The sequence below is a fragment of the Haloarcula halophila genome (assembly GCF_029278565.1).
In the GTDB taxonomy this organism is placed as follows: Archaea; Halobacteriota; Halobacteria; order Halobacteriales; family Haloarculaceae; genus Haloarcula; species Haloarcula halophila.
This window is the reverse complement of record NZ_CP119559.1, coordinates 721,190-740,799: the sequence shown is the minus strand read 5'-3', so window position 1 is coordinate 740,799 and position 19,610 is coordinate 721,190. Positions and strand designations below refer to the sequence as shown.

Below are 19,610 nucleotides of genomic sequence, written 5' to 3'. Positions count from 1 at the left end.
TACAGCCGGCTCAGCTCCAGCGATCCAGCCCGGTTTGGACGACCGACTCCTCGATACGCTCGAATCCGCGCCGGACCTCGTCGGGGTCGACTGCCCATTCCTCGGTGACGAACTGCCGGGCGGCGTCGAGGTCGGGCGTGATCTCCAGATCGAGGTCGTACTCGTCGGTGACAGCCGGGTCCAGAAACAGGTTCCTGATCCGGTCGGCGTGTTCGATGTGTTCCGCACGGGCGTCGAGCACGGCATAGAGGTCGCCGTGTTCCTGCAGCTCCGAGACCGCCGTTTTCGGGCCGATCCCGGAGATCCCCTCGTTGAAGTCCGTTCCCATCAGGATCGCAGCGTCGACCAGTTGTTCCCAGGTCAGGTCGTGGCGCTCCAGCGTCGCGTCCAGATCCATCAACTCGGGGTCGCCCTTCGAGGTGAGTTGCCTGAGTGTCAGGGGGGCACCGAACAGCAAGGCGTCGTAGTCCTCTGTCCCAGCGTAGTCGACCACACCGGTGCGTGCCATGTAGGCAGCCTGTCCCTCCCCCTCTGCGGGTGCGTCGACGACCGGCACGTCAAGCAGCGCCAGCAGCTCTCGCGTCGTCTCGACGATGGTGTCGGTGAGTCTCTGGGTCCGGGATTCGAGCGTCGCAACCCGGGCCGTGTCACCGCTTTCTCGGGCGTCTTCGAGCTGGTCTTCGTAGCGTTCGCGCTGCTCGCGTCGTTTCTCGACCTCGTCGTCTTTGAGATCGGTCACCGCGCCGTCGAAGACAAACACCGGCGTGATGTCGTGTTCGAAGAACTTCGGTAGCCCCTGGACGACGCCGATGAGGTTTGCGACCTCCGTCCCGTCCTCGGTCGTGTACTTGTGATCGCTCGTGAACTTGACCGTCGTCGTGAGATACCGGTAGAGCCAGTTGTGGGCGTCGACGGCGACGGTACTCCCACCCAGTTCGTCGAACGACACCTCCTCGATGGCTGCAAGCGACCGGAGATCAGCGTTTCCCATTGGCGGCGGTACGGGTGACAGCGGTTTGAATCCCCCGTCCTGGCCGTGGCTCTCGATCGGTCACCGGTCGACCAGTTCCGGCGGGTCCGATCCGGCCTTCTCGCTGAGAAACGCCACCTCGGCCTCCGAGAGGTCGCGTTCACGGAACAGGTCGAGCCCCGCCTGGTAGCCGTCGACACAGCGATCGCCGGGCCATTCGAGTTCCAGTTCGCCCAAGCCCTGCTCGGTCCCGGTGAAACAGAAGCCAGCACGATAGGCTGCCTGGTAGGAGAAGGGGTTGTTGACGCCGATCGTGACGCGGTCGAATCCCCGGTCGATCGCCCGCTCACGGACGAACGCGAGGAGTTGTGCCCCGATTCCCGCGCCCTGTCGATCCGTGCGGACAGTGACATAGCGGATACAGAGCGTCCCCGGATCGGTCCGGTCCGGGTCGAACGCGGCGGCACCGATCACCGACTCGTCCCGGCAGACGGCCTTCCCCGTCGAACTCATCACGAACTTCCCGGCGTAGGCGAACTGCTCGTGGTCTAACCGAAGCGTCGGCCCGTCCTCGGGCCATCCGAGCAGTTCGTACTCCATACGCGCATCTCGCCGGCGTGTGGTTTGTATCCTGGGAAACGGGAGAGAGAAGTGCGTGGCTCACGAACGTCGCGTATGAGCGTCTCGACGGCCGGTGAGCGTCGTATCGAGTTCTCGATGACGACGGCCATGTTGGCCCTCGGCGATATCGTGGCAATCACGCTGTTTGTCGCCGCTGGCGAGTATACGCACGGGTTCAATCCCCTCGTCGACGTCGGTCGGGTCGCCGGGACTCTCGCCCCGTTTTTGATAGGATGGGTCCTGATCGCCGGCGTCAGTGGACTCTACGCGGAGTCGTCGATCGACTCCATCCGCGGGGCGCTCGGATGGACGTTTCTCGGCTGGGTCCTGGCGGTCGTGATCGCACAGGCGCTTCGAGCGACGACGGTGTTCCACGGGAATGCGGCCGTGACGTTTGCACTCGTCTCGATCGGTGTCGGCGGGTGCTTGCTCTGTCTGTGGCGTGGGATCGCGTCGCTACTCCTCGGTCGATAAGCGTCTTCTAGAGTGGATGTCACGGTCCGAACGGCTACGGGAGTCCGGAGTTCGCTGGCTCCCGCAGACTGTTCAGGATTATCGGAGTTCGGCTACGTCCAGCGACACTGTCGACTGGACCCAGGCCTGGTGGTTCTCCCGGTCGTAGACGACGAACTCCTCGTCGCCGATGTGTAGCTCCGCGTACCGGCGGCTCTCCTCCTCGGAAGTAGCCTCACTCGTGTCGTCCGTGGCGTTCGTACTCATAGGTCTGCGGGGGGGCTTGACTCCGGCCCCTCCATTCTTTGGTTGGTCTTCCTGCATAATAAGCCTCTTCCCCCAGTTATCATCTCGAAAAACAGTACGATGCCAGAACGGTTAAAACGGGTGTGGCGTTTTCACAACCTGAAAACGACACAGAGTAGCTCCGAGACGCCTGTTCTGGTACCCCCTCTCGGATAATCCGGTTTCCGTGCTGATGGATCACCGAACGTGAGCGGAACGTAGCCGCGAGAGCACCTCTCTATTCGGTTTCCGTGGAATAAGCACTCCATAAGTTATAGAAAACCCTTCAGGACCAATCTCAAATCGTACAATGTAGGTATCTGAAATGTTATTCAGTGCCTATGGGAAACAGTTATATACCTATGATCCATAGAATAATTCACAATCATGACGGGTTACTACGATCTTATCCTCGGTCTCATCCCGCTTGCGATGGCTGGAATCACCGGTGGGCTCATGATTTCCGGCGTCGCGCTGACTACTGCGATCCCGATGGCGTCTGTCGTGGCCGTCGCGCTCATCGGGCACGCGATGTTCGTCCGTGCGCCGGTCGACCCGACGCCCACCGACCCCGAACCGTCACCGGCCGACCCGGTTCAGTCGGCAGACTGATCCGTTCTTTCCCGATTTCCTCCACGCTGCTCCGTCCCGTGGCATTAAGACGCTCTCGGGTAAACGTCGCTGTATGACTTCTCACTCCAGCGCACTCTCTCTGACGAGCGAGGAGACCCGTGACCTGGCCACACCGGCGGCATACGTCGACGCCGTCCGGGAGGGCTACCGCCAACGTGGAGAGGGGGCTCCGGCGGAACCCCGAACCACGCTGTTCAACGACGACCCGACCGGGATGTTGACGGGGTATCTGGCGATTCTTCCCGACACCGGAGCGATGGGTGGATACACGTACGCCGCCGGGTTCGGCCAGCGTGACGCCCACTTCGCGCTCCCGATCTTCGACGCCGACAGTGGCGAACCCCTCGCAGTGATCGACGGCGCCGCGATGAACCCGCTCAAGACTGGGGCGGCCGGTGCCGTCGGCGTGGACGCGCTGGCACGACGGGACATCTCGGACCTGGCGGTCATCGGAAGTGGTTCACAGGCCCGCGGACAACTGTTGGCGACGGCGACAGTCAGGGATTTCGACCGCGTCGAAGTCTACTCGCCGACCTCCAAACACCGTGAGGCGTTCGCAGCCGAGATGAACGAGCGACTCGACGCGACCGTCGCTGCCGTCGCTAGTTCCGCCGCGGCGATCGAAGGCGCCGACGCCGTCGTCACTGCCACTGACGCGTCAGAACCGGTGTTCGACGGCGACCTGCTCGAACCCGGTACCCACGTTACAGCGATGGGATCGTACCACCCGGAGAAGCGCGAACTGGATACGACGACGATCGAACGCGCAGTCTACGTCCCGGATCTCGAGGCTCGCATCGACCAGGACGCCGGTGCGTTCATCGCTGCTCGTGAAGCGGGGGTCGTCGACGACGACCACGTCCACGCCGAACTGGGCGACGTCGTCGCCGGGTCCGCCGTCGGCAGATCGTCACCAGACGACATCACCGTCTTCGATTCCGGAGGAACAGCTATCGAGACGGTTGCTGCCGGCAAGTTACTCTACGACCGCGCCCGTGAGGCGGGACTGGGGACGGAGATCGAGTTCACGCCCGCCAGCGCCGCGTTCCAGGCCCTCTAGAGGTACGGACCGAGTCCGAGTGCCTCGACCAGGCCGATCCCGACTGCCGTGGCACCGAGGACGTAGCCGGCGATCGTCCCGCCGTTCAACAACGGGAGGCCGGCGTGTGCCCGTCCTTTCAGTACCATCCAGAGCAGAATCGCCAGCCCGACGAAGGTCCCGAGCATCGCTGTCATGGCCGGCAACGGGATTCCCAGCACGGTCCGGACACCCGTCGGTGCGAAGAAGGCTGCACTGGCGACCAACACTGTCGGAATCACCGCGTCGCCCAGCCCGATGAACAGCGCGTCCCGGTCCAGGGGCGCTGTCCCGTCGTCCGCGTCGGCAGCCTCGTCGCTCTCGGTCACATCGGCGACGGACTCGTCGGTCGCTGCCTCGCTGTCCCCGTCTGCCGTCGGATCGGGTGTCGACGCCTCCAGGAACGAGTACGACAGCGTCAGCGGGATGACCAGCACCACCGGGACTTTGAGATCCATCACGCCCGAGGCCAGGGTCAGCATGTGTTCGGTCCCGTAGACGCTGATCGCGTCGTAGACCGCGAGGACCGTCAGCAACACCAGCGCCGGGAAGACTCCGAAACTGATTCCGAACAGGCCAGCCGCTGCCGCCCCCATCACGGCCCCCGCGGCGTCGACGACGTACCACTCCGGATAGAACAGCAGGCCCAACCCCAACAGCGCCGAACAGCCGACTGCCAGGACGTTGACGCCGCCTGCGGTCACGAACGGGGGGACGAGTTCACGGAAGACGTACAGCGACAGCCACGCGCCCGAGAGGATGATGAGGCTGCGGATGAACTGGTCAGCGTCGTACCGAAACGCCAGCAGCATCACCGCCGTCGCGATCAGGATGCCGCCGATGTAGAGGACACTATTGGCCGGGTCGGACGGGTCTTCGACCGCCTGATAGCCGGCCGACTTGAACGGCTCGACCAGTGCCAGCGATCCGAGTTGGACGAACAGGAAGATGAGGGCGATGAGTCCACAGCCAGCGGCGACACGCCAGCGCGTATCCATGGGCCGTACTCCGGCGGCGTTCGGTTTGAGGGTTACGAACCCGCTCGTCAGCGGGCGTACACTGCCGTTCCGACCAGGCCGGGAACGTGGGTCCCCTCGGTGGGCGAGACCGCGACGAACGGCCGCTCGACCGGGCCGAAGACGTCCACGACGGTTCCGACCACCGTCAGCTGTTCGTCGAGAACCTCCGTCCCGAGGGCGGCGTGGCTGTCGTCGGGCGAACGCACGATGGCGAGCCCCTGTGCGACCCGGACGACCTCGCCGAGGCGTCTCATTCTCGGAGGACCTGGAGGTAAGCCGCGACCGCGCCGAGCAGATCGCTCTTGGTGGCGTCGTCGGCGTTCTTGACCAGGACGTAGCCGCGCTGCTCGTGCTCGCGGGGATACGACTTCTCCCGTTCGATCACCGCGTCGTACCCGACTTGCTGGACTGCCTTCGCTATCTCGTCGACAGTCGGGTCCTCGATGGCGAGATCCAGCGAGACGCGACGACCGTCGCTCCGGGAGCACCGGGCGTCGAACGCCGCCGGCCAGATGACGTTTTCGACCATATTTGGTGTGATCTCCGGGGCCTTATGTGCTTTTCCGACGGCCACTGACCGGTTGGATCGCCTCGTCCGAATCGGAAATAAAGTATGTAGACTTACAATGCATGGTATCAAACAGAGCAGGAGAATGGTGAACAAAGCTGCGTTCGGGGTGGGTATCATCGTCCTCCTGGCTGCAGTCGGTATCGGTGTCCTCATCGGGATGCAAATCGGCGGTGCGTCCGGATCGGGTGTCGTCTCGCCCGGTGAGGAGACGCCGACACCGACGAGCGAGCCCACGGAGAGCCCCACGGCGATGCCATCGACAGCGACCGGAACGCCGACGCCGACCATGACGGCACAGTATACGACCGTTCCTGCGCGGTCGTTCAACGAACAGAACATTACCGATCACGTCCTCCAGTACATCAACGCCGAACGACAGGCGGCGGGGCTCGACAACCTCTCCGCCAGCGGTGCCACGTCGGACCAACTCCGCCGAATGGCCGACAGCCACAGTGAGGCCATGGCCCGCGAGGGGCGGGTCGTCCATACGATCGACGGCCAGTCAAGCGCCGATCGGTACCGGAACAACAACCTCTACGGGCGCTGTGAGATGCGATCGGATGGCGGCGGCTACATCGAGTCTGCGGACAACAACCGATTCGAGGCAATCGGCAAGACGGTCGCCGGACAGCCCTACACGGACAAGGGCCAGCGTCGGTTCCACGGCAACGACACGCAGGTCGCCCACGCATTGGTCGAGGATTGGAACAACTCGGACATCTACCGCGATCGGTTGACCCTGGAGAACGCGAACCGCGTGGGGATCGGGATCCAGGTCACGAACACGGGCAACGTTTACGCGACGGTCAACGTCTGTAGCTGATCGGCCTGTCTTCTCCGGGCCATCGCTACGCCTCTCGTAGTGCTACCCTCCGACGGTCGTCCGGTCGGCTTCCCGGAAGCGCGTGGCCATCGTCAGCTGTCACACGAGGCGGCGCTGGACTGTCCCTGGCGTCGTCCGGTTCCGGACCGTCGACCGTCATCAGGTTCTCCGACGACCGGTCCGGGCTGATCGCGGCCGTCGACTTCGGGGGTGGCGTCTCGGAGCGAGGGGTCGACAAGTGGCCCATCGCCGTAGGCGTCCTATCGTAACAATTGAACCGATTTCCACACCGATCGAACTGCCGTCGTGCGGGCGGGTGTGCAGTGGTTTTCACTGGCTGCTGTATTGGTGCGTGGCCGCTGACGTGAGTCGGTCGCCGCCTCGGTGATATAAACCGGCGAGAGCGTATGGTCAGCGAACTCCCAACTCGCTTCTGTGTACCGAAACCGAGGTCTAGCCGGTTCGATTCCTTCAGAAGAGTCGTATACCTCGGCGGTGAAAACGGGAGGAGTCGGGCCGGATTAGCTACCGCTGGAGCCGTTCTGTTGGTCCGCAACCCACTGGTCGTATTCGTCCTGTGGCATCACGACGATCTCGCCGAGCATCTGTGAGTGGCCCGAGCCACAGTATTCGGCACAGTAGAGCTGGTAGGTTCCGGGGTTGTTCACGTGTGTCCTGATCCGGTTGTGCTGTCCGGGGAAGGCGTCGGCTTTCAGTCCGAGCCCGGGCGCGTGGAACGCGTGGAGCCAGTCCCTGGAGGTGACATGTAATACCACGTCCTGATTGGCAGGCATCCGGAGGGTCGTCGCCGAGTTCACGTCGGCCTCGCTCTGGTAACTCGACCCGTTGTAGTAGAACGACCAGCCGTACCGGTAGGCCTGGACCTCGATGTGTTCGGTCTGTTCAGGGAGGTCGGCCCCACTGCCCGCCTCAGCAGTGACGTACGGACTCGCCATCACTTGATACGAGGCAACGCCGACGAACAGCAGGATGACGGCCGTCGCGACGGTCCAAGTGATCTCCAGCCGGCGGTTCTCCATCGTCGGGAGCGGTTCTTCCTTGTTGCGGAACCGCCAGACGGTGTAGATCAGGATACCCTCGACCAGAACCGTGATCGGGAGAGCGACGTACAGGAGGTTCTGGTTCAGTCCCCAGATGAGGTTTTCCGTCGTCGAGTCCGCAGTCTGGGCAGCGGCCGGCTCGGCGATCAGCGCGAGCAACGCGACCCCGAACAGGGCGGCCAGACCTGCGCGTTTCCGAGTCATATCGCCGGCTTAGGATTGTCCATGTAAATAACTGCTGACTCACGCCAACGAGGGGGCCGCCGGCGAAAGCGCATGGTCTAAGTGCGCCCCGTCGTAATCTCGACCAATGGCAGAGAGCCGTACGTTCTCCGGAATGTTGGCGGCCAGTGCGGTCGGCGTGTACCTACTGGTCGTCGCCGGGGGAACGGCCTCGATCACCGACGCAGCCGCGGCCTGTTCGACCTGGCCGCTGTGTCGAGGGTCGTTATCGCTGACCGACCCGGGGCTGTTGGTCGCCTGGGGGCACCGTCTCACGGCGGCGGTGGTCGGCATCCTCGTGCTGGCGACGGCAGTTGTCGGCCTCCGTACCGAGGCCCGACGCCGGGTGAAGGCGATGGTTCTCCTGGGACTGGCGCTGTACCCCGTCCAGGTCGCGCTCGGCGCGTTCGTCGCGACTTCGGGGGCGGCCGGACAGCTCCCCGGTGCACACCTCGGAACCGGGATGGCACTGTTCGTGGCGCTCGTCCTGGGACTGGCCTGGCACCTCGAAGCAACGACCGGGAACGAGGACGAGACGACCGTCTCGGACCCGGAACTGGCACCGGAACCGACCGACACGGACGAAGAGCCGGCGACACAGGAGTTGACGACGAAGGAACGTCTCGTCGGGACGGCGTTCGCGTACTTCCGGCTGATGAAACCCAGGCTCATGTGGCTCCTGTGTCTGGTGGCCGCGGCTGGGATGGCGCTTGGCGCGGGCGACTCCCTGACCGTCCGGACCGTCCTCCTGACGCTCGGCGGCGGCGTCCTCTCGATCGGTGCCTCGGGGACGTTCAATCACGTGCTCGAACGGGACATTGACAAACGCATGGACCGGACCGCCGATCGCCCGGTCGCGACCCACCAGATTCCCGTCCGGAACGCTCTGGCGTTCGGCGTCGCACTCGCGGCGGCGGCGATGGCGCTGTTCTGGCAGGTCAACGTTCTCGTCGCGGCGCTGGGACTGACGGCGATCCTGTTCTACAGCGTCATCTACACGCTCGTGTTGAAGCCGAACACCGTCCAGAACACCGTTCTCGGCGGTGCAGCCGGTGCGTTGCCGGCCCTGATCGGCTGGGCGGCCGTCGAGGGGTCGATCGGACTGCCGGGGCTCGCCCTCGCTGGCCTGATCTTCCTCTGGACGCCGGCACACTTCTACAACCTCGCGCTGGCGTACCGGGACGACTACGAGCAGGGGGGGTTCCCGATGATGCCGGTCGTCCGGGGCGGGACCGAGACGCGAAAACACATCGTCTACTACCTCGGTGCGACGCTCGTCGCCGCCGGCATACTCGGTTCCATGACGGTTCTCGGGCCGCTGTACGCGGTCACGTCGGTCGTGCTCGGCGCCGTCTTCCTCTGGACGGTGGTACAGCTACACCGGGAACAGACCGAGGCGGCCGCGTTCAGAGCGTTCCACGCCTCGAACGCCTATCTCGGGGCGGTACTGGTGGCTATCGTCGTCGACACGCTCGCCATATGAGTACACAGACCTCCGGTTTCGGCCGGTTCGTCCCCGAGCCGCGGTCGCTCCTGTTGGGCGCGGTGGTGTTGAACGCGGAGTTGTTGCTCGTCTTCCTGTACGTCGCACTGGTCGACGGGCCGGCCACCGACCCCGTGTTGCTCGGGTTCCCGTTCGTCTGGCTCAACGTCGCCGCGCTTGTCCTCCTGAAGGTCCGCCCGGCGTCAGCCCCGTCCCGACGTCGAGCGATCGCCGCTGCCGTCGCCGTCGGGTACGCGCTCCTCCTGGGCTACGTCGGCGGCGTCTTCGGGCTCGGTGGGCAGGGAACGGGGCTCCGGACAGTGCTGGTGGCACCGCCGGGGTTCTCACCGACGCTGATCTACAGCGGCGCGACCCTCGGGATCGTCCTGATCCCCTGGAAGGTCGCCGGCTACCTCGCCCTGTCGTATCTGGTGTACGTCACGGTCGTCGACGCCAGCGGCGGCGCCGCGGGGAGCATTCTCGGGTTGTTCTCCTGTGTGAGCTGTGTGCTTCCGATCGTCGCGTCTGCCCTCGGTGGGGTCGCCGGGGTCGGGGCCACCCTCTATCAGGCCGCACTCCTCCAGTCGTACAGCGCCTCGACGGCCGTGTTTCTGACATCCGTCGGGCTCCTCTATGCGGTCCACCGGTTCGACGTCACGATCCTCGGATGGCTCCGGAGCGGCTGACGGGACAGCCATTTATCCACGCCGGCCCAGGAACGACCATGAGTACTGTCGCTATCGAGTACTGCGTTCCGTGTGGCTTCCGTGACCGCGCACTGGCCGTTCAGAAGGCGATTCTCAACGGTCTGGAGGGGGAAATCGACGAACTCCGGCTGGTCATGGGCGACCACGGCGTGTTTCGGGTAAGCGTCGACGGCGACCCCGTCTACGACAAGGACGAGGACGGGGACTACGACGTCGACGACCTCGTCCGCTCGGTCCGGGACGCGCTCTGAGAACGGAACGGCTTTCGGCGCGGCGACCGCACCAGACGGCATGGACGAGGTACTGGTCGCAGAGGACGTTGGACGGCGGTACGGCGAGACCGTCGCTGTCGACGGCGTCTCGCTGTCGGTCCGTGCCGGCGAGGTCCTCGCCCTGGTCGGACCGAACGGGGCCGGCAAGACGACGCTGGTTCGGGCACTCACCGGGACGACCGACGCGACGGGACGGGTGGAACTGTTCGGACAGTCCCCACGGACGGTCGATCGGGACCGGATCGGGCTGTTACCACAGGCGTTTACCCCTCACGAACGGCTGAGCGCCCGCGAACTGGTCGGCTACTACGCCGGGCTGTACGACGAGACCAGATCTACCGAGGCGGTCCTCGACGACGTGGGGCTCGCAGACGACGCCGACACCGCCTTCGAGAACCTCTCGGGTGGCCAACAGCGCCGTACCTGTGTCGCGGTCACGCTCGTCAACGACCCCGATCTGTTGATCCTCGACGAACCCACGACCGGGATCGATCCCGCCGGTCGACGGGAGCTGTGGGGACTTCTCGAAGGGCTGGCCGACCGTGGTGTGACGATCGTCGTGACGACCCACTACATGGAGGAGGCACAGCGACTCGCCGATCGAGTCGGGCTGTTGGAGGACGGCCGTCTCGTCACCGTCGGGCCACCGGACCAACTGATCGCGGACCACGGCGGTGACAGCCAGTTGGTCGTCGACGGCACTTTCGACGAGGCAGCCGTCGCGTCGATCGACTACCCGGCACGGATGCGCCGCCTCAATGGGAGTCTCGTCTTCTACGGCGTCCGGCCGGAGTCGATCGGTCGCGTCGTCGACGAACTCGACACGGTCGGTGTCGCCTACGACAGCCTCACGTGGGAACAGCCCGACCTCGAAGACGTCTATCTGGAACTGACCGGGACGACGGTCACGGACAGCGGCGACGCGCGTGGGACGACGGAGTCTGTCGCGGGTGAGTCGGCATGAGCCGGCTCGGTCGACTTCGGTCGGAGATCCGTGCTGCGACCCTTGCGTTCTTGCGGCGGCGAACGGCCGTCTTCTTCACGTTTTTCTTCCCGGTCATCATCGTCGTCATCTTCGGCGTCCTCGTCCAGACTCGGCCCGGCGGTGGCGGACTGTTCACCGAACCGCCGAGTTACTACGTCCCTGGCTATCTCGCGGTCGTGGTGTTGTTCACGCCGCTGTCCCGGGTCGGCAGCGAGGTCGCGCGCCACCGGGACGGCAACCGCTTCGAGAAGCTGGCGACGACGCCGCTGACACGGACCGAGTGGCTGCTGGCACAGACGGCCGTCAACGTCGTCGTCATCGGCCTGGCCGGCCTGCTCTTGCTGTTCCTGATGGTCGGTGTGACCGGCGCGTCGATCCGTCCGTCCCCGCTGTTGCTCCCCTTCGTCGTTCTCGGCGTCGGGCTGTTCTGTGGAATCGGCGCTGCCATCGGTAGCCTGGCGAGTTCACAGGACGGCGTCATCTCGGCGAGCAACGGGATCGCACTCCCGCTGTTGTTCCTCTCGGAGACGTTTGTTCCCCCGACGATGTTGCCGGCGTGGCTCCCGACGTGGCTCTCGCCGTTGACGTATTTCTCGCGAGGGGTTCGGGCAGCCACGACGGGCAGCGGTGACGCGATTGCGCCGCTCGTGATCCTAACCGGCTGTTCGATTGTCGCGCTCGTCGTCGCCGCCGGACTCCTTCCGCGGACTGACTGACCTCTCGGCCGAAGACGGTCTCTCTCCCGAGCGGTACCCGTCACCACCGACGTTGTCACACTCTGTGGAACGAGTCGGGGCGACTCGAAGCCCGACTCGCTAATCGAGGCGGCGCTGATCCGGTCCGTTCGGTGAGCCCGGAGGCCAGCGTCTCCCCCCGGGGATACAGCGATCCGGAACGCGCGAAGCTCTCCCGCGATCGTCAGTTCTGTCGCCGTGAGTGCCCGCTCACTGCCGTCGGAGCGGCCCGGCGAGCACGAGCAAGAGCGCGGCTTCGCCGCCACGGGGCACCCAGCCGTAGACGTGGTTCAACATCACGTAGGTGACCAGGCCAAGAAAGAGACTGAGACTCCAGGCCGCTGCGGCGATACGGCCGACCCGGGCGTGCGCGGTCTCGCGCAGTTCCGCGGGTGTATGCGTCAGCCCCAACACGACGGCGTGGACCACGACCGGGACGGAGATGGCGGACAACAGGATGTGGATCGCCAGCATCACGATGTAGGCCGTCCAGACCGCGCCGCTGGCGAGGATCTCCTTCTCGAAGCCGCCGCCGACCTTCACCAGATACAGCACGAGAAACGCGAGGATGAGGGTAAACGCCGTCAGCATCGCAGCCCGGTGGCGCTTGACCTGTCCGCTCTTGATGAAGTAGACGCCGACGAGGATCGCGGCCAGCGCGCCGGCGTTGACGACCGCGATCGCGTCACTCAGGAGGATGACCGCTTGGTTGGAGATGTCCGGGAGCGGCAAGAGATCGCCGAAGGCACCGAACACGAGTGCGTACCCGACTATCGAGACGACGGCCGTGAGCGCGGCGGGGCGCGAGCGGGCGCTCGTCCGGAGGTGATCCGTGACTGCCATACCTGTCCCTTAGAGCGAACGGATTTCCGTGTTCTGGAACGAAGGGAGAAGTTCCCCGGCGATTAGACGGCCCGATCAGGCGAAGGTTCGCGAGACGTCCTCTTCTTCGCTCTCGTCCTGCTGGATTTTCTCCCAGGCGTCGTAGAAGTCCGTCATCTGGACCTCGGTACGTCCGTCACGGATGGCGAACATTCCGGCCTCGGTACAGATCGCCTTGACGTCGGCACCGGAGGCCTCGTCGATCTCCTCGGCGAGTTCGTCGAACTCGACGCCGTCGGCGAGGTTCATGTCGCGGGTGTGGATCTGGAAGATCTGGCGCCGTCCGTCGGCGTCGGGCTTGGGCACTTCGATGAGGCGGTCGAAGCGGCCGGGCCGGAGGATCGCCCGGTCGAGCATGTCGAAGCGGTTGGTGGCGGCGATGATGCGGATCTCGCCGCGGTCGTCGAAGCCGTCCATCTCCGAGAGCAGTTGCATCATCGTCCGCTGGACCTCGGCGTCGCCGGAGGTCTTCGACTCCGTCCGTTTGGCGGCGATGGCGTCGATCTCGTCGATGAAGACGACAGCGGGCTCTTCCTGGCGAGCCAGATCGAAGAGGTCGCGGACGAGCTTCGATCCCTCGCCGATGAACTTGTGGACGAGTTCGGAGCCGGCCATCTTGATGAACGTCGCGTCGGTCTCGTTGGCGACGGCTTTCGCGAGCATCGTCTTCCCCGTCCCGGGCGGCCCGTGCAAGAGGACACCGCTCGGTGGGTCGATACCCACGTCCTCGAACATCTCCGGGGACTTCAGGGGCATCTCGACGGTCTCGCGGACCTCGTCCATCTGCTCCTCGATGCCACCGATGTCCTGATAGGTGACCGACGGCGACTGGTCGACCTGCATCACGCGAGCGCGGACGTCAGTCTCGTCGTTGAGTTGCTTGACGATCGAGAGGGAGTTGTTGACGGCGACGCGGTCGTCCGGCGAGAGATCCTCGCGCATCTCGTCGGTGACCTCGGTCAGGGCCTCCTGGTTGTTGCCGTGCTGTTTGATGATGACACCCTCGTCGGCCAGCTCCTGGACGGTCGCGACGAACAGCGGCGACTGTTTGAGCTTCTTGTTCTCGTGGGTGAGCCGTTCGAGCTTCTGTTGGTACTTGTTGTTCTCCGCGTTCGCGTCGAGCAGCTTGTCCCGCATCTCCTCGTTCTGGGATTCGAGGACTTCGAGCCGTTCCTGCAGTGCCTCGATCTTCTTCTGTTGTGAGGCATTCTCGTCGTACGGTAAGTCGACATCGTCGACGGTGTCGGTCATTACGCCCGGTATAGTAGATGAACGGTTATGAGGCTTCGGGTCAGTTGAGCGGACAGTCGCGTCGCCTCGACGGGAAATCGGTAGGTTTCTTCTGTCCGGGTGGCTACGCCGGCGTATGTCCTCGGAACGTGAAGACGTTATCGTCATCGGCGGCGGCGTCGCCGGGCTTTCGGCGGCGATTTTCACCGCCCGTGCCGGTCTCTCGACTCGGATCGTCTCGATCGGCGAATCGATCCTCGAACGGAACGCACATCTGGAGAACTACCCGGGGTTCCCCGCGGGTATCAACCCACGTCTCCTGCTGGAACTGATGCAGGCACAGGCTCGGCGGGCCGGCGTCTGGTTCATCGACGGGGAGGCGACCGACGTGGAGCGGGACGACGGTCGGTTCGTCGTCACGCTGGCCGACGAGGAGACCTACGACGCCCAGTATCTCGTCGCGGCCTCGTGGTCCGACCCCTCCTACCTGGCCGCCCTCGATATCGAGACCGTCGATCGGGGCTCGAAGGAGTTCGTCGGTGTCGACGACTGTGGCCGGACGGACGTGGACGGCCTCTATGCCGCCGGTCGGCTGGCCGAGCAACACCATCAGGCGATCGTCGCCGCGGGGCACGGCGCACAGGTCGGGCTCACGCTGGTCGAGGACTCGGATGTCGAGTTCTACCACGACTGGACCGCGCCGGAGGGGTACTTCACGGACCGCGGACGCGAGATCCCACCGGGGTGTGAGGAGATCGACGAGGACGAACGGCAACAACGCGAACAGGAGTCACTGGAGATCATGCGGCGGTACTTCGAACAGCCGATGCCCGGTGAGCCGACGATGCATCCCAGCGTCGCGGACGACGAGTAGGTTATCCGTCGGAGTCGTCGGTCTCCGTCGGATACTCGAACGTGGTGGCCGAGCCACCGCCTTGCTCCTGCTCGCGCATGCTCTGGCGGGTGAACTGTGGTTTCGCCCGAACGCCTCTCTTCGAGCGGAACGACCACCACAGCGCCCCGGTCAGCAGGACCGCACCGACGCCGGCGACACCCGTTCCGATCAGTGAGGCCTCGGCGTACAACAGTGCCGTCGAGAACAGCGTACTGGCGAGCAACATCCCGAGGATGAGCCGCTTCGTCATCGCGGCGAGCAGGCGGTCCGAGTCCTCTAGATCGGCCCTGACGTGGAGGTCTTCGCGCTCGACCCGGTCCAACACCGATTCGAGTTTCGGCGGAATCCGAACCGCAGATCGGGTCGCGTCCTGGATCTCCTGCTGTCGGTCCTCGATGTAGTTCCGGACACCTTCCGCGAGATGCCCCTCCTGACGGAGGTAGTCCGTCGCGACGGAGATGAAGTCGAACTCCGGATCGAGCGTGACACAGACGCCCTCGACGACGGTCGCGACCCGGAGCACCAGCGCCAGGTTCGCCGGGAGCCGCAGCGGGAACTCGTAGATCGTATCCTCGACCTGCTGGATGATCTGCTGGACGCGGTACTGTTCGATATCTTCTCCGCGCGCGTCCGCGATTGCCAGTTCCATCACGTCACCCATCACCTGCCGGTCGGCCTCCGGCGAAAGGGTGCCCATCTCGATCAGGGCGTCGAGGATCGCGTCGATGTTCTGGTCGGCGACCGCAGCGTAGAAGTCGATGATCTTGTCCTGGACGAACGGGTCCACTCGGCCCGACATCCCGAAGTCGTAGAAGACGAGCTTCCCGTCGTCCTGGACGGCTAGATTCCCCGGATGCGGGTCCGCGTGGAAGACGCCGTCGTCGATGATCATCTGGAGGTACGCCCGCTGGAGGGTCTCGGCCAGTTGCGTCCGGTCGAATCCCCGTTCGTCCAAGTCGTCGAGGTCGTTGATCTTCGTCCCCGGGACGTACTCCATCGTGAGCACCCGCTCGGTGGAGTGGCTCTCCGTGACTCTCGGGATGCGGATGCGGTCGTTGTCCGCGAAGTTCCCCCGGATCTCGGTGAGCATCCGGGCCTCCCGCTCGTAGTTCATCTCCTCGCGGATCGTCTTGGAGAACTCGTCGGCGAGCGTCTCAAGCGAGAACGACCGCGCCTCGCCGACGAAGTACATCAGTATCGGGAGTGACCACTTGATGACCCGGAGGTCTGCCTCGACGAGGTCCTCGATCCCCGGCCGTCTGATCTTCACGGCGACCCGTTCGCCGTCGATCTCGGCACGGTAGACCTGGCCGAGCGAGGCCCCGCTGATGGCCTCGTTCTCGAACTCGTCGAAGGCGTCGTCGACCGGCCCCAGTTCCGACTCCAGCACGCCCTTCGCGGCCTCCCACTCGGCCGGCGGGACCCGGTCCTGGAGCTTCGAGAACTCCTCGATGTACTCCGGCGGGAGGATATCCGGGCGCGTCGAGAGCAACTGCCCGAGTTTGATGAACGTCGGGCCGAGGGTCAGTAACGAATCCAACAGCGCCTGTGCCCGTTGCCGGCGCTGCTTACCGGTGACGCGACGGGAACGACCGACGACGAGGAAGCGCTTTCGGTCCCGGGCGTACGCGACCAACAGGGGCAGGAAGTGGCGTGCGACGACGAAGAACCGCCAGTACGCGCGAAAGTTCACCAGCAGGGCACCCCAGGATCAGTCCTCGTCGATGGGAATCGTCGTACTCGGTGCGGCTGTGGCCTTCGGGAGCCGGAGTTCCAGGACGCCCTTCCGAACCGTCCCCTCCGCGCCCTGCCCGGTCGCGTCCGGTGGCATGGGGAGTTCGGCGTCGAGAAACACCGACCGGTCCTCTTCGACGAACCGGAACTCCCGGGGGACGTCCTTGCTGCGTTGGCCCTCGATGACGAGTCGGCCGTTCTCGACACGGACGTCGATGGTGTCGCTGGTGACGCCCGGAAGGTCCAGAACGAGTAGATACGCGTCGTCGGATTCGAGTACGTCCGCGAACACGGCGTCGGGGAGGTCACGTAACGCCTCACGCAGCGCTGACATACACGGCGGTAAGGGGCGACCCTCGTTAAACCCGACGGTCCCGTCAGAACAGGACTCCGATCCCGAAACCCACCACGATCGCCAGTCCCACGACACCGAGGCCGGCTTTGAGCAACCCATCGCGAGCGATGCGCCAGGCCGTCCCACGTTCGTCCGTATCCGAGATGACGAAGACGGGCGTCCCGTCGCCTGCGCCGACAACTGCGTCCACGAGACTGCTCCCCCACTCGGCGGCCGGTCCACGCCGTGCGAGTCCGTAGACGTAGACGTGTTCGCCGGGATCGAGTCGGCGCTCGATGAACCGTTGTTTGTTCCCGACCGAGAGCTCCGTCACCACTAGATTCAGCGTCCCGTCCTGCTCGTCGACCGCATCGGAGGCGGCGACGTACTGTGCGAGGCTTTCGGGTAGTTCCGTCCCGGGCGGAACCGTCACGGAGTGGGATTCGAACCGGATGTCGGCTCCCTCCGGATCGACGCGGACCCGGTCTGTACCGTCGTCGACGAGGAAGTTGACGCCACCCATCCCCTCGTCGAGCGTCTCCCAGTTGGAGTGTTTCCCCGACGACCGGAGTTCCTGGACCTCGTAGGTGTAGGCGAGACAGTCACTCCCGGTTAGTGGCGACGTGACGGTCCCGGACTCTTCGTCGACGACTGCCGTCCCCTCGATCTCGACGGGACCCGTATGCCCGTCCAACGTTCTGATCGGGACGGGATCGTTCCGGAGGATATGATAGACGGTGGACAGTTCTCGACCGCCGGTAAGGAGCAAGTATCCCGCGACGGCGGTGATTCCCAGGAGGACCAACTGCGGGACGACCATACACGCAGTGGCGGCGTGGAGGCAGATAAGCGTACACGCTCTCGCGGTCGACGGCGGATGCTTTTGCAGGTCGGACCCCAAGACGCCGTATGGCCCATTCCCCGGAACCGGACGACGACGCGCTCACGCTGGAGACGGCACGACGAGAGATCGGTAGTTACGCCGTCCCGGTCGACCGGACCGATCGCATCCCGCTGTCGGTCGCCGTCGGACGGGTCCTGGCGACGGACGCGACGGCCGCCGAAGCAGTCCCGGAGGCCGGGATCGACCACGAATCGACGGTGTTCGAACGCGGTCACCAGGTTCGGCCCGTCGACGTCGGCCTGTTGAAGGCGGCCGGCGTCAACGAGTTGCTCGTCTATCAGCGGCCCCAGGTCGGGATCGTCCCGACCGGCGACGAACTCGTCCAGCGGGACGCTGGGCGGGACGAACGTGTCGAGACGGCCGGATTCACCCTCTCACAGTACGCCGACCGCTGGGGTGGGAAGGTGACCTACCGCGACCCCGTCGCCGACGACAGGCCGGCGCTCCGGATGGCCGTCCAGCGCGACCTCACGCGGGACGTTCTCGTGGTCACGGGGACGACGCCCGGTGACACTCTCCGGGAGGTCGTCGCCGATCTCGGGACAGTCCTGACCGACGAACTCCGTCTCGATCCCGGACACCAGACGGGGCTGGCGATCGTCGAGGACCGCCCGGTGCTGTTGCTCCCCGAGGAACCCGTCCCGGCTCACGTCGCCGCGGTCCAACTGTTGCGGCCGCTGCTCAAGAGCTTCGCCGCTGCCCCCTTGACAGCACATCCGGAACGCAGAGCGACCCTCGCCGAGGACGTCCCAGTCCGAGGTGACGCACAGTCTTTCGTTCCGGTCACCGTCGAGGACGGAACGGCGACGCCGCTGGCCGGAACTGATCTGGGAACGGTCACCCGTGCCGACGGGTGGCTCACGGTTCCTGCTGGGGCCGAGCCCCCGGCCGCTGGCGAGACCTGTCGGGTCGAGAACTGGGACTATCTCCCCTGATCAGCGCAGGTCGAGCAACGAGTCGACCCGCCGATCGCCCCAGACACAGCGGCCATCGACCGCCGGTGGCCGGCGCTGGACGTGGATGCCGTCCAGGCCGGCGTTGCGCGCCGCACCGATGTCGTCGGGGTCGTCGCCGACGAGCGCACCGGCGGGTTCGGTCCCGCCGTCGGTCATCGGTCGCCCCGTCCCGTCGACCAACCCCAGGTCCCGCATCGCCCGCTCGACGGGCGTCGGATCGGGCTTCCAGCCGATGTCGTCGTCACAGCAGACCACCGTGTCGAACCAGTCCGCGATGTTCAACTCCGCCAGGACCGGGCCGGTGAGGTAGTCCTGGCAGTGTGTGACCAGTCCGACCGGAACCTCACACGACGCCAGGAACCGCTCGGCGTCGTCGTAGAGATACGTCGCGTTCGCCCGGTCGGTCGGGTTCTCGACCTCGTGAAACGTCTCCCAGAACCGCTCGGGATCGACTTCCCTTCGGGCGAGGAACTCGTCGCGTGCGCCGCCGATCCCGTACCACAGGACTCTGGCCTCCTCCTCGGAGAACCCGACGCCGAGGCGATCCCCGACTTCGCTCATCACCGCCGTCGGGTACGACGGCTCGATGTCGACGAGCGTCCCGTCGAGGTCGAACAGCCAGAAGTCGTAGTGGTCGGTTGTCATGGGGGACAATTAGTAGGTGAGTATCCGGTAAAGCTCTTCGGGCCTTATGGCGGATGATCGGGTGACGTCGGCCCTAGCTGGCCGCTAACCGGTACGGGACCGGTCGATTGTGG

General features: G+C 65.1%; 24 protein-coding genes. 11 read left to right on the top strand and 13 right to left on the bottom strand.

Annotated elements, in window-relative coordinates; translation table 11 throughout:
* Positions 1–10: 10 nt before the first annotated feature.
* Together fen and P0204_RS03875 are read right to left on the bottom strand one after the other, a co-directional pair.
* Entirely contained in the window at positions 11–991 is a 981-nt protein-coding gene (fen, locus tag P0204_RS03880) for a flap endonuclease-1 (protein WP_276221846.1), read from the bottom strand.
* A gap of 60 nt (positions 992–1,051) precedes the next feature.
* The gene (locus tag P0204_RS03875) at positions 1,052–1,570 is read right to left on the bottom strand and encodes a GNAT family N-acetyltransferase (protein ID WP_276221844.1); all 519 of its coding nucleotides are present in this window, start codon (positions 1,568–1,570) and stop codon (positions 1,052–1,054) included.
* Between the two features lie 75 nt (positions 1,571–1,645).
* Between P0204_RS03875 and P0204_RS03870 the strand changes: the two genes are divergently transcribed.
* Positions 1,646–2,065, top strand: a complete 420-nt coding sequence (locus tag P0204_RS03870) for a DUF3054 domain-containing protein (RefSeq protein ID WP_276221842.1) — start codon at positions 1,646–1,648, stop codon at positions 2,063–2,065.
* 78 nt (positions 2,066–2,143) lie between these two features.
* On the opposite strand, the gene P0204_RS03865 is transcribed toward P0204_RS03870, so the two are convergent.
* Complete coding sequence (locus P0204_RS03865; RefSeq protein WP_276221840.1) at positions 2,144–2,311, bottom strand: DUF7331 family protein; 168 nt, start codon at positions 2,309–2,311, stop codon at positions 2,144–2,146.
* 405 nt (positions 2,312–2,716) lie between these two features.
* Between P0204_RS03865 and P0204_RS03860 the strand changes: the two genes are divergently transcribed.
* Together P0204_RS03860 and P0204_RS03855 are read left to right on the top strand one after the other, a co-directional pair.
* Positions 2,717–2,941: a DUF8015 family protein gene (locus P0204_RS03860; protein WP_276221838.1), complete on the top strand. Its 225-nt coding sequence runs from the start codon at positions 2,717–2,719 to the stop codon at positions 2,939–2,941.
* 73 nt (positions 2,942–3,014) lie between these two features.
* A complete protein-coding gene (locus P0204_RS03855) occupies positions 3,015–4,022 on the top strand; it encodes an ornithine cyclodeaminase family protein (RefSeq protein WP_276221837.1) in 1,008 nt (335 codons plus the stop codon).
* On the opposite strand, the gene P0204_RS03850 is transcribed toward P0204_RS03855, so the two are convergent.
* From P0204_RS03850 to srp19, 3 genes are read right to left on the bottom strand one after another with little or no spacing between them, the layout of a single operon-like run.
* Positions 4,019–5,038: a presenilin family intramembrane aspartyl protease PSH gene (locus P0204_RS03850; RefSeq protein WP_276221835.1), complete on the bottom strand. Its 1,020-nt coding sequence runs from the start codon at positions 5,036–5,038 to the stop codon at positions 4,019–4,021. The two genes, P0204_RS03855 and P0204_RS03850, sit on opposite strands and share 4 nt — an antisense overlap.
* A gap of 47 nt (positions 5,039–5,085) precedes the next feature.
* The gene (locus P0204_RS03845; protein ID WP_276221832.1) at positions 5,086–5,313 is read right to left on the bottom strand and encodes an H/ACA ribonucleoprotein complex subunit GAR1; all 228 of its coding nucleotides are present in this window, start codon (positions 5,311–5,313) and stop codon (positions 5,086–5,088) included.
* On the bottom strand, positions 5,310–5,588 hold the full coding sequence (srp19, locus tag P0204_RS03840; protein WP_276221831.1) for a signal recognition particle subunit SRP19: 279 nt from the start codon (positions 5,586–5,588) through the stop codon (positions 5,310–5,312). Before srp19 ends, P0204_RS03845 begins: the two co-directional genes overlap by 4 nt.
* A 124-nt stretch (positions 5,589–5,712) precedes the next feature.
* Between srp19 and P0204_RS03835 the strand changes: the two genes are divergently transcribed.
* The gene (locus P0204_RS03835) at positions 5,713–6,453 is read left to right on the top strand and encodes a CAP domain-containing protein (RefSeq protein WP_276221828.1); all 741 of its coding nucleotides are present in this window, start codon (positions 5,713–5,715) and stop codon (positions 6,451–6,453) included.
* Between the two features lie 521 nt (positions 6,454–6,974).
* On the opposite strand, the gene coxB is transcribed toward P0204_RS03835, so the two are convergent.
* Entirely contained in the window at positions 6,975–7,718 is a 744-nt protein-coding gene (gene coxB / locus P0204_RS03830) for a cytochrome c oxidase subunit II (protein ID WP_276221827.1), read from the bottom strand.
* A 106-nt stretch (positions 7,719–7,824) separates the two neighbouring features.
* Here coxB and P0204_RS03825 point away from each other — a divergent pair, with 106 nt between their 5' ends.
* The 5 genes from P0204_RS03825 to P0204_RS03805 are packed head-to-tail and all read left to right on the top strand — an operon-like array spanning position 7,825 to position 11,899.
* Positions 7,825–9,219 carry a heme o synthase gene (locus P0204_RS03825; protein WP_276221825.1) on the top strand — a complete coding sequence of 465 codons (1,395 nt, stop codon included), beginning with the start codon at positions 7,825–7,827 and terminating at the stop codon, positions 9,217–9,219.
* Positions 9,216–9,905 (top strand): DUF7546 family protein, encoded by a 690-nt coding sequence (locus P0204_RS03820; protein WP_276221822.1) that lies wholly within the window; start codon positions 9,216–9,218, stop codon positions 9,903–9,905. The genes P0204_RS03825 and P0204_RS03820 overlap by 4 nt, the downstream gene beginning before the upstream one ends.
* A gap of 38 nt (positions 9,906–9,943) precedes the next feature.
* A complete protein-coding gene (locus tag P0204_RS03815) occupies positions 9,944–10,177 on the top strand; it encodes an Rdx family protein (protein ID WP_276221820.1) in 234 nt (77 codons plus the stop codon).
* Between the two features lie 40 nt (positions 10,178–10,217).
* Positions 10,218–11,162 carry an ABC transporter ATP-binding protein gene (locus P0204_RS03810; protein ID WP_276221819.1) on the top strand — a complete coding sequence of 315 codons (945 nt, stop codon included), beginning with the start codon at positions 10,218–10,220 and terminating at the stop codon, positions 11,160–11,162.
* Positions 11,159–11,899 (top strand): ABC transporter permease, encoded by a 741-nt coding sequence (locus P0204_RS03805; RefSeq protein ID WP_276221816.1) that lies wholly within the window; start codon positions 11,159–11,161, stop codon positions 11,897–11,899. Before P0204_RS03810 ends, P0204_RS03805 begins: the two co-directional genes overlap by 4 nt.
* A gap of 228 nt (positions 11,900–12,127) precedes the next feature.
* Here P0204_RS03805 and P0204_RS03800 read toward each other — a convergent pair whose 3' ends face one another.
* A complete protein-coding gene (locus P0204_RS03800) occupies positions 12,128–12,760 on the bottom strand; it encodes a DUF420 domain-containing protein (protein ID WP_276221814.1) in 633 nt (210 codons plus the stop codon).
* 75 nt (positions 12,761–12,835) lie between these two features.
* Positions 12,836–14,050, bottom strand: a complete 1,215-nt coding sequence (pan1, locus tag P0204_RS03795; protein WP_276221813.1) for a proteasome-activating nucleotidase Pan1 — start codon at positions 14,048–14,050, stop codon at positions 12,836–12,838.
* A 115-nt stretch (positions 14,051–14,165) separates the two neighbouring features.
* On the opposite strand from pan1, the gene P0204_RS03790 reads away from it, so the two are divergent.
* Complete coding sequence (locus P0204_RS03790) at positions 14,166–14,903, top strand: NAD(P)/FAD-dependent oxidoreductase (protein ID WP_276221811.1); 738 nt, start codon at positions 14,166–14,168, stop codon at positions 14,901–14,903.
* Between the two features lies 1 nt (position 14,904).
* Here the strand turns inward: P0204_RS03790 and P0204_RS03785 are convergent, their stop codons facing one another.
* From P0204_RS03785 to P0204_RS03775, 3 genes are read right to left on the bottom strand one after another with little or no spacing between them, the layout of a single operon-like run.
* A complete protein-coding gene (locus P0204_RS03785; RefSeq protein WP_276221809.1) occupies positions 14,905–16,617 on the bottom strand; it encodes an ABC1 kinase family protein in 1,713 nt (570 codons plus the stop codon).
* Between the two features lie 18 nt (positions 16,618–16,635).
* Complete coding sequence (locus P0204_RS03780; RefSeq protein WP_276221808.1) at positions 16,636–16,992, bottom strand: Hsp20/alpha crystallin family protein; 357 nt, start codon at positions 16,990–16,992, stop codon at positions 16,636–16,638.
* A gap of 43 nt (positions 16,993–17,035) precedes the next feature.
* Positions 17,036–17,812: a GIDE domain-containing protein gene (locus P0204_RS03775; protein ID WP_276221806.1), complete on the bottom strand. Its 777-nt coding sequence runs from the start codon at positions 17,810–17,812 to the stop codon at positions 17,036–17,038.
* An 89-nt stretch (positions 17,813–17,901) separates the two neighbouring features.
* Here P0204_RS03775 and P0204_RS03770 point away from each other — a divergent pair, with 89 nt between their 5' ends.
* Entirely contained in the window at positions 17,902–18,831 is a 930-nt protein-coding gene (locus P0204_RS03770; RefSeq protein ID WP_276221804.1) for a molybdopterin-binding protein, read from the top strand.
* On the opposite strand, the gene P0204_RS03765 is transcribed toward P0204_RS03770, so the two are convergent.
* Complete coding sequence (locus tag P0204_RS03765) at positions 18,832–19,497, bottom strand: HAD family hydrolase (RefSeq protein ID WP_276221802.1); 666 nt, start codon at positions 19,495–19,497, stop codon at positions 18,832–18,834. It lies immediately after the preceding gene.
* Positions 19,498–19,610 lie beyond the last annotated feature (113 nt).

What these genes read in the sequence shown, in the direction of transcription:
- P0204_RS03865 (WP_276221840.1), bottom strand. Translation starts at nt 2,311, where the DNA reads ATGAGTACGAACGCCACGGACGACACGAGTGAGGCTACTTCCGAGGAG.
- P0204_RS03835 (WP_276221828.1), top strand. Translation starts at nt 5,713, where the DNA reads ATGGTGAACAAAGCTGCGTTCGGGGTGGGTATCATCGTCCTCCTGGCT.
- srp19 (WP_276221831.1), bottom strand. Translation starts at nt 5,588, where the DNA reads ATGGTCGAAAACGTCATCTGGCCGGCGGCGTTCGACGCCCGGTGCTCC.
- P0204_RS03800 (WP_276221814.1), bottom strand. Translation starts at nt 12,760, where the DNA reads ATGGCAGTCACGGATCACCTCCGGACGAGCGCCCGCTCGCGCCCCGCC.
- fen (WP_276221846.1), bottom strand. Translation starts at nt 991, where the DNA reads ATGGGAAACGCTGATCTCCGGTCGCTTGCAGCCATCGAGGAGGTGTCG.
- P0204_RS03845 (WP_276221832.1), bottom strand. Translation starts at nt 5,313, where the DNA reads ATGAGACGCCTCGGCGAGGTCGTCCGGGTCGCACAGGGGCTCGCCATC.
- coxB (WP_276221827.1), bottom strand. Translation starts at nt 7,718, where the DNA reads ATGACTCGGAAACGCGCAGGTCTGGCCGCCCTGTTCGGGGTCGCGTTG.
- pan1 (WP_276221813.1), bottom strand. Translation starts at nt 14,050, where the DNA reads ATGACCGACACCGTCGACGATGTCGACTTACCGTACGACGAGAATGCC.
- P0204_RS03850 (WP_276221835.1), bottom strand. Translation starts at nt 5,038, where the DNA reads ATGGATACGCGCTGGCGTGTCGCCGCTGGCTGTGGACTCATCGCCCTC.
- P0204_RS03810 (WP_276221819.1), top strand. Translation starts at nt 10,218, where the DNA reads ATGGACGAGGTACTGGTCGCAGAGGACGTTGGACGGCGGTACGGCGAG.
- P0204_RS03805 (WP_276221816.1), top strand. Translation starts at nt 11,159, where the DNA reads ATGAGCCGGCTCGGTCGACTTCGGTCGGAGATCCGTGCTGCGACCCTT.
- P0204_RS03775 (WP_276221806.1), bottom strand. Translation starts at nt 17,812, where the DNA reads ATGGTCGTCCCGCAGTTGGTCCTCCTGGGAATCACCGCCGTCGCGGGA.
- P0204_RS03765 (WP_276221802.1), bottom strand. Translation starts at nt 19,497, where the DNA reads ATGACAACCGACCACTACGACTTCTGGCTGTTCGACCTCGACGGGACG.
- P0204_RS03825 (WP_276221825.1), top strand. Translation starts at nt 7,825, where the DNA reads ATGGCAGAGAGCCGTACGTTCTCCGGAATGTTGGCGGCCAGTGCGGTC.
- P0204_RS03815 (WP_276221820.1), top strand. Translation starts at nt 9,944, where the DNA reads ATGAGTACTGTCGCTATCGAGTACTGCGTTCCGTGTGGCTTCCGTGAC.
- P0204_RS03820 (WP_276221822.1), top strand. Translation starts at nt 9,216, where the DNA reads ATGAGTACACAGACCTCCGGTTTCGGCCGGTTCGTCCCCGAGCCGCGG.
- P0204_RS03770 (WP_276221804.1), top strand. Translation starts at nt 17,902, where the DNA reads ATGGCCCATTCCCCGGAACCGGACGACGACGCGCTCACGCTGGAGACG.
- P0204_RS03875 (WP_276221844.1), bottom strand. Translation starts at nt 1,570, where the DNA reads ATGGAGTACGAACTGCTCGGATGGCCCGAGGACGGGCCGACGCTTCGG.
- P0204_RS03870 (WP_276221842.1), top strand. Translation starts at nt 1,646, where the DNA reads ATGAGCGTCTCGACGGCCGGTGAGCGTCGTATCGAGTTCTCGATGACG.
- P0204_RS03780 (WP_276221808.1), bottom strand. Translation starts at nt 16,992, where the DNA reads ATGTCAGCGCTGCGTGAGGCGTTACGTGACCTCCCCGACGCCGTGTTC.
- P0204_RS03855 (WP_276221837.1), top strand. Translation starts at nt 3,015, where the DNA reads ATGACTTCTCACTCCAGCGCACTCTCTCTGACGAGCGAGGAGACCCGT.
- P0204_RS03790 (WP_276221811.1), top strand. Translation starts at nt 14,166, where the DNA reads ATGTCCTCGGAACGTGAAGACGTTATCGTCATCGGCGGCGGCGTCGCC.
- P0204_RS03860 (WP_276221838.1), top strand. Translation starts at nt 2,717, where the DNA reads ATGACGGGTTACTACGATCTTATCCTCGGTCTCATCCCGCTTGCGATG.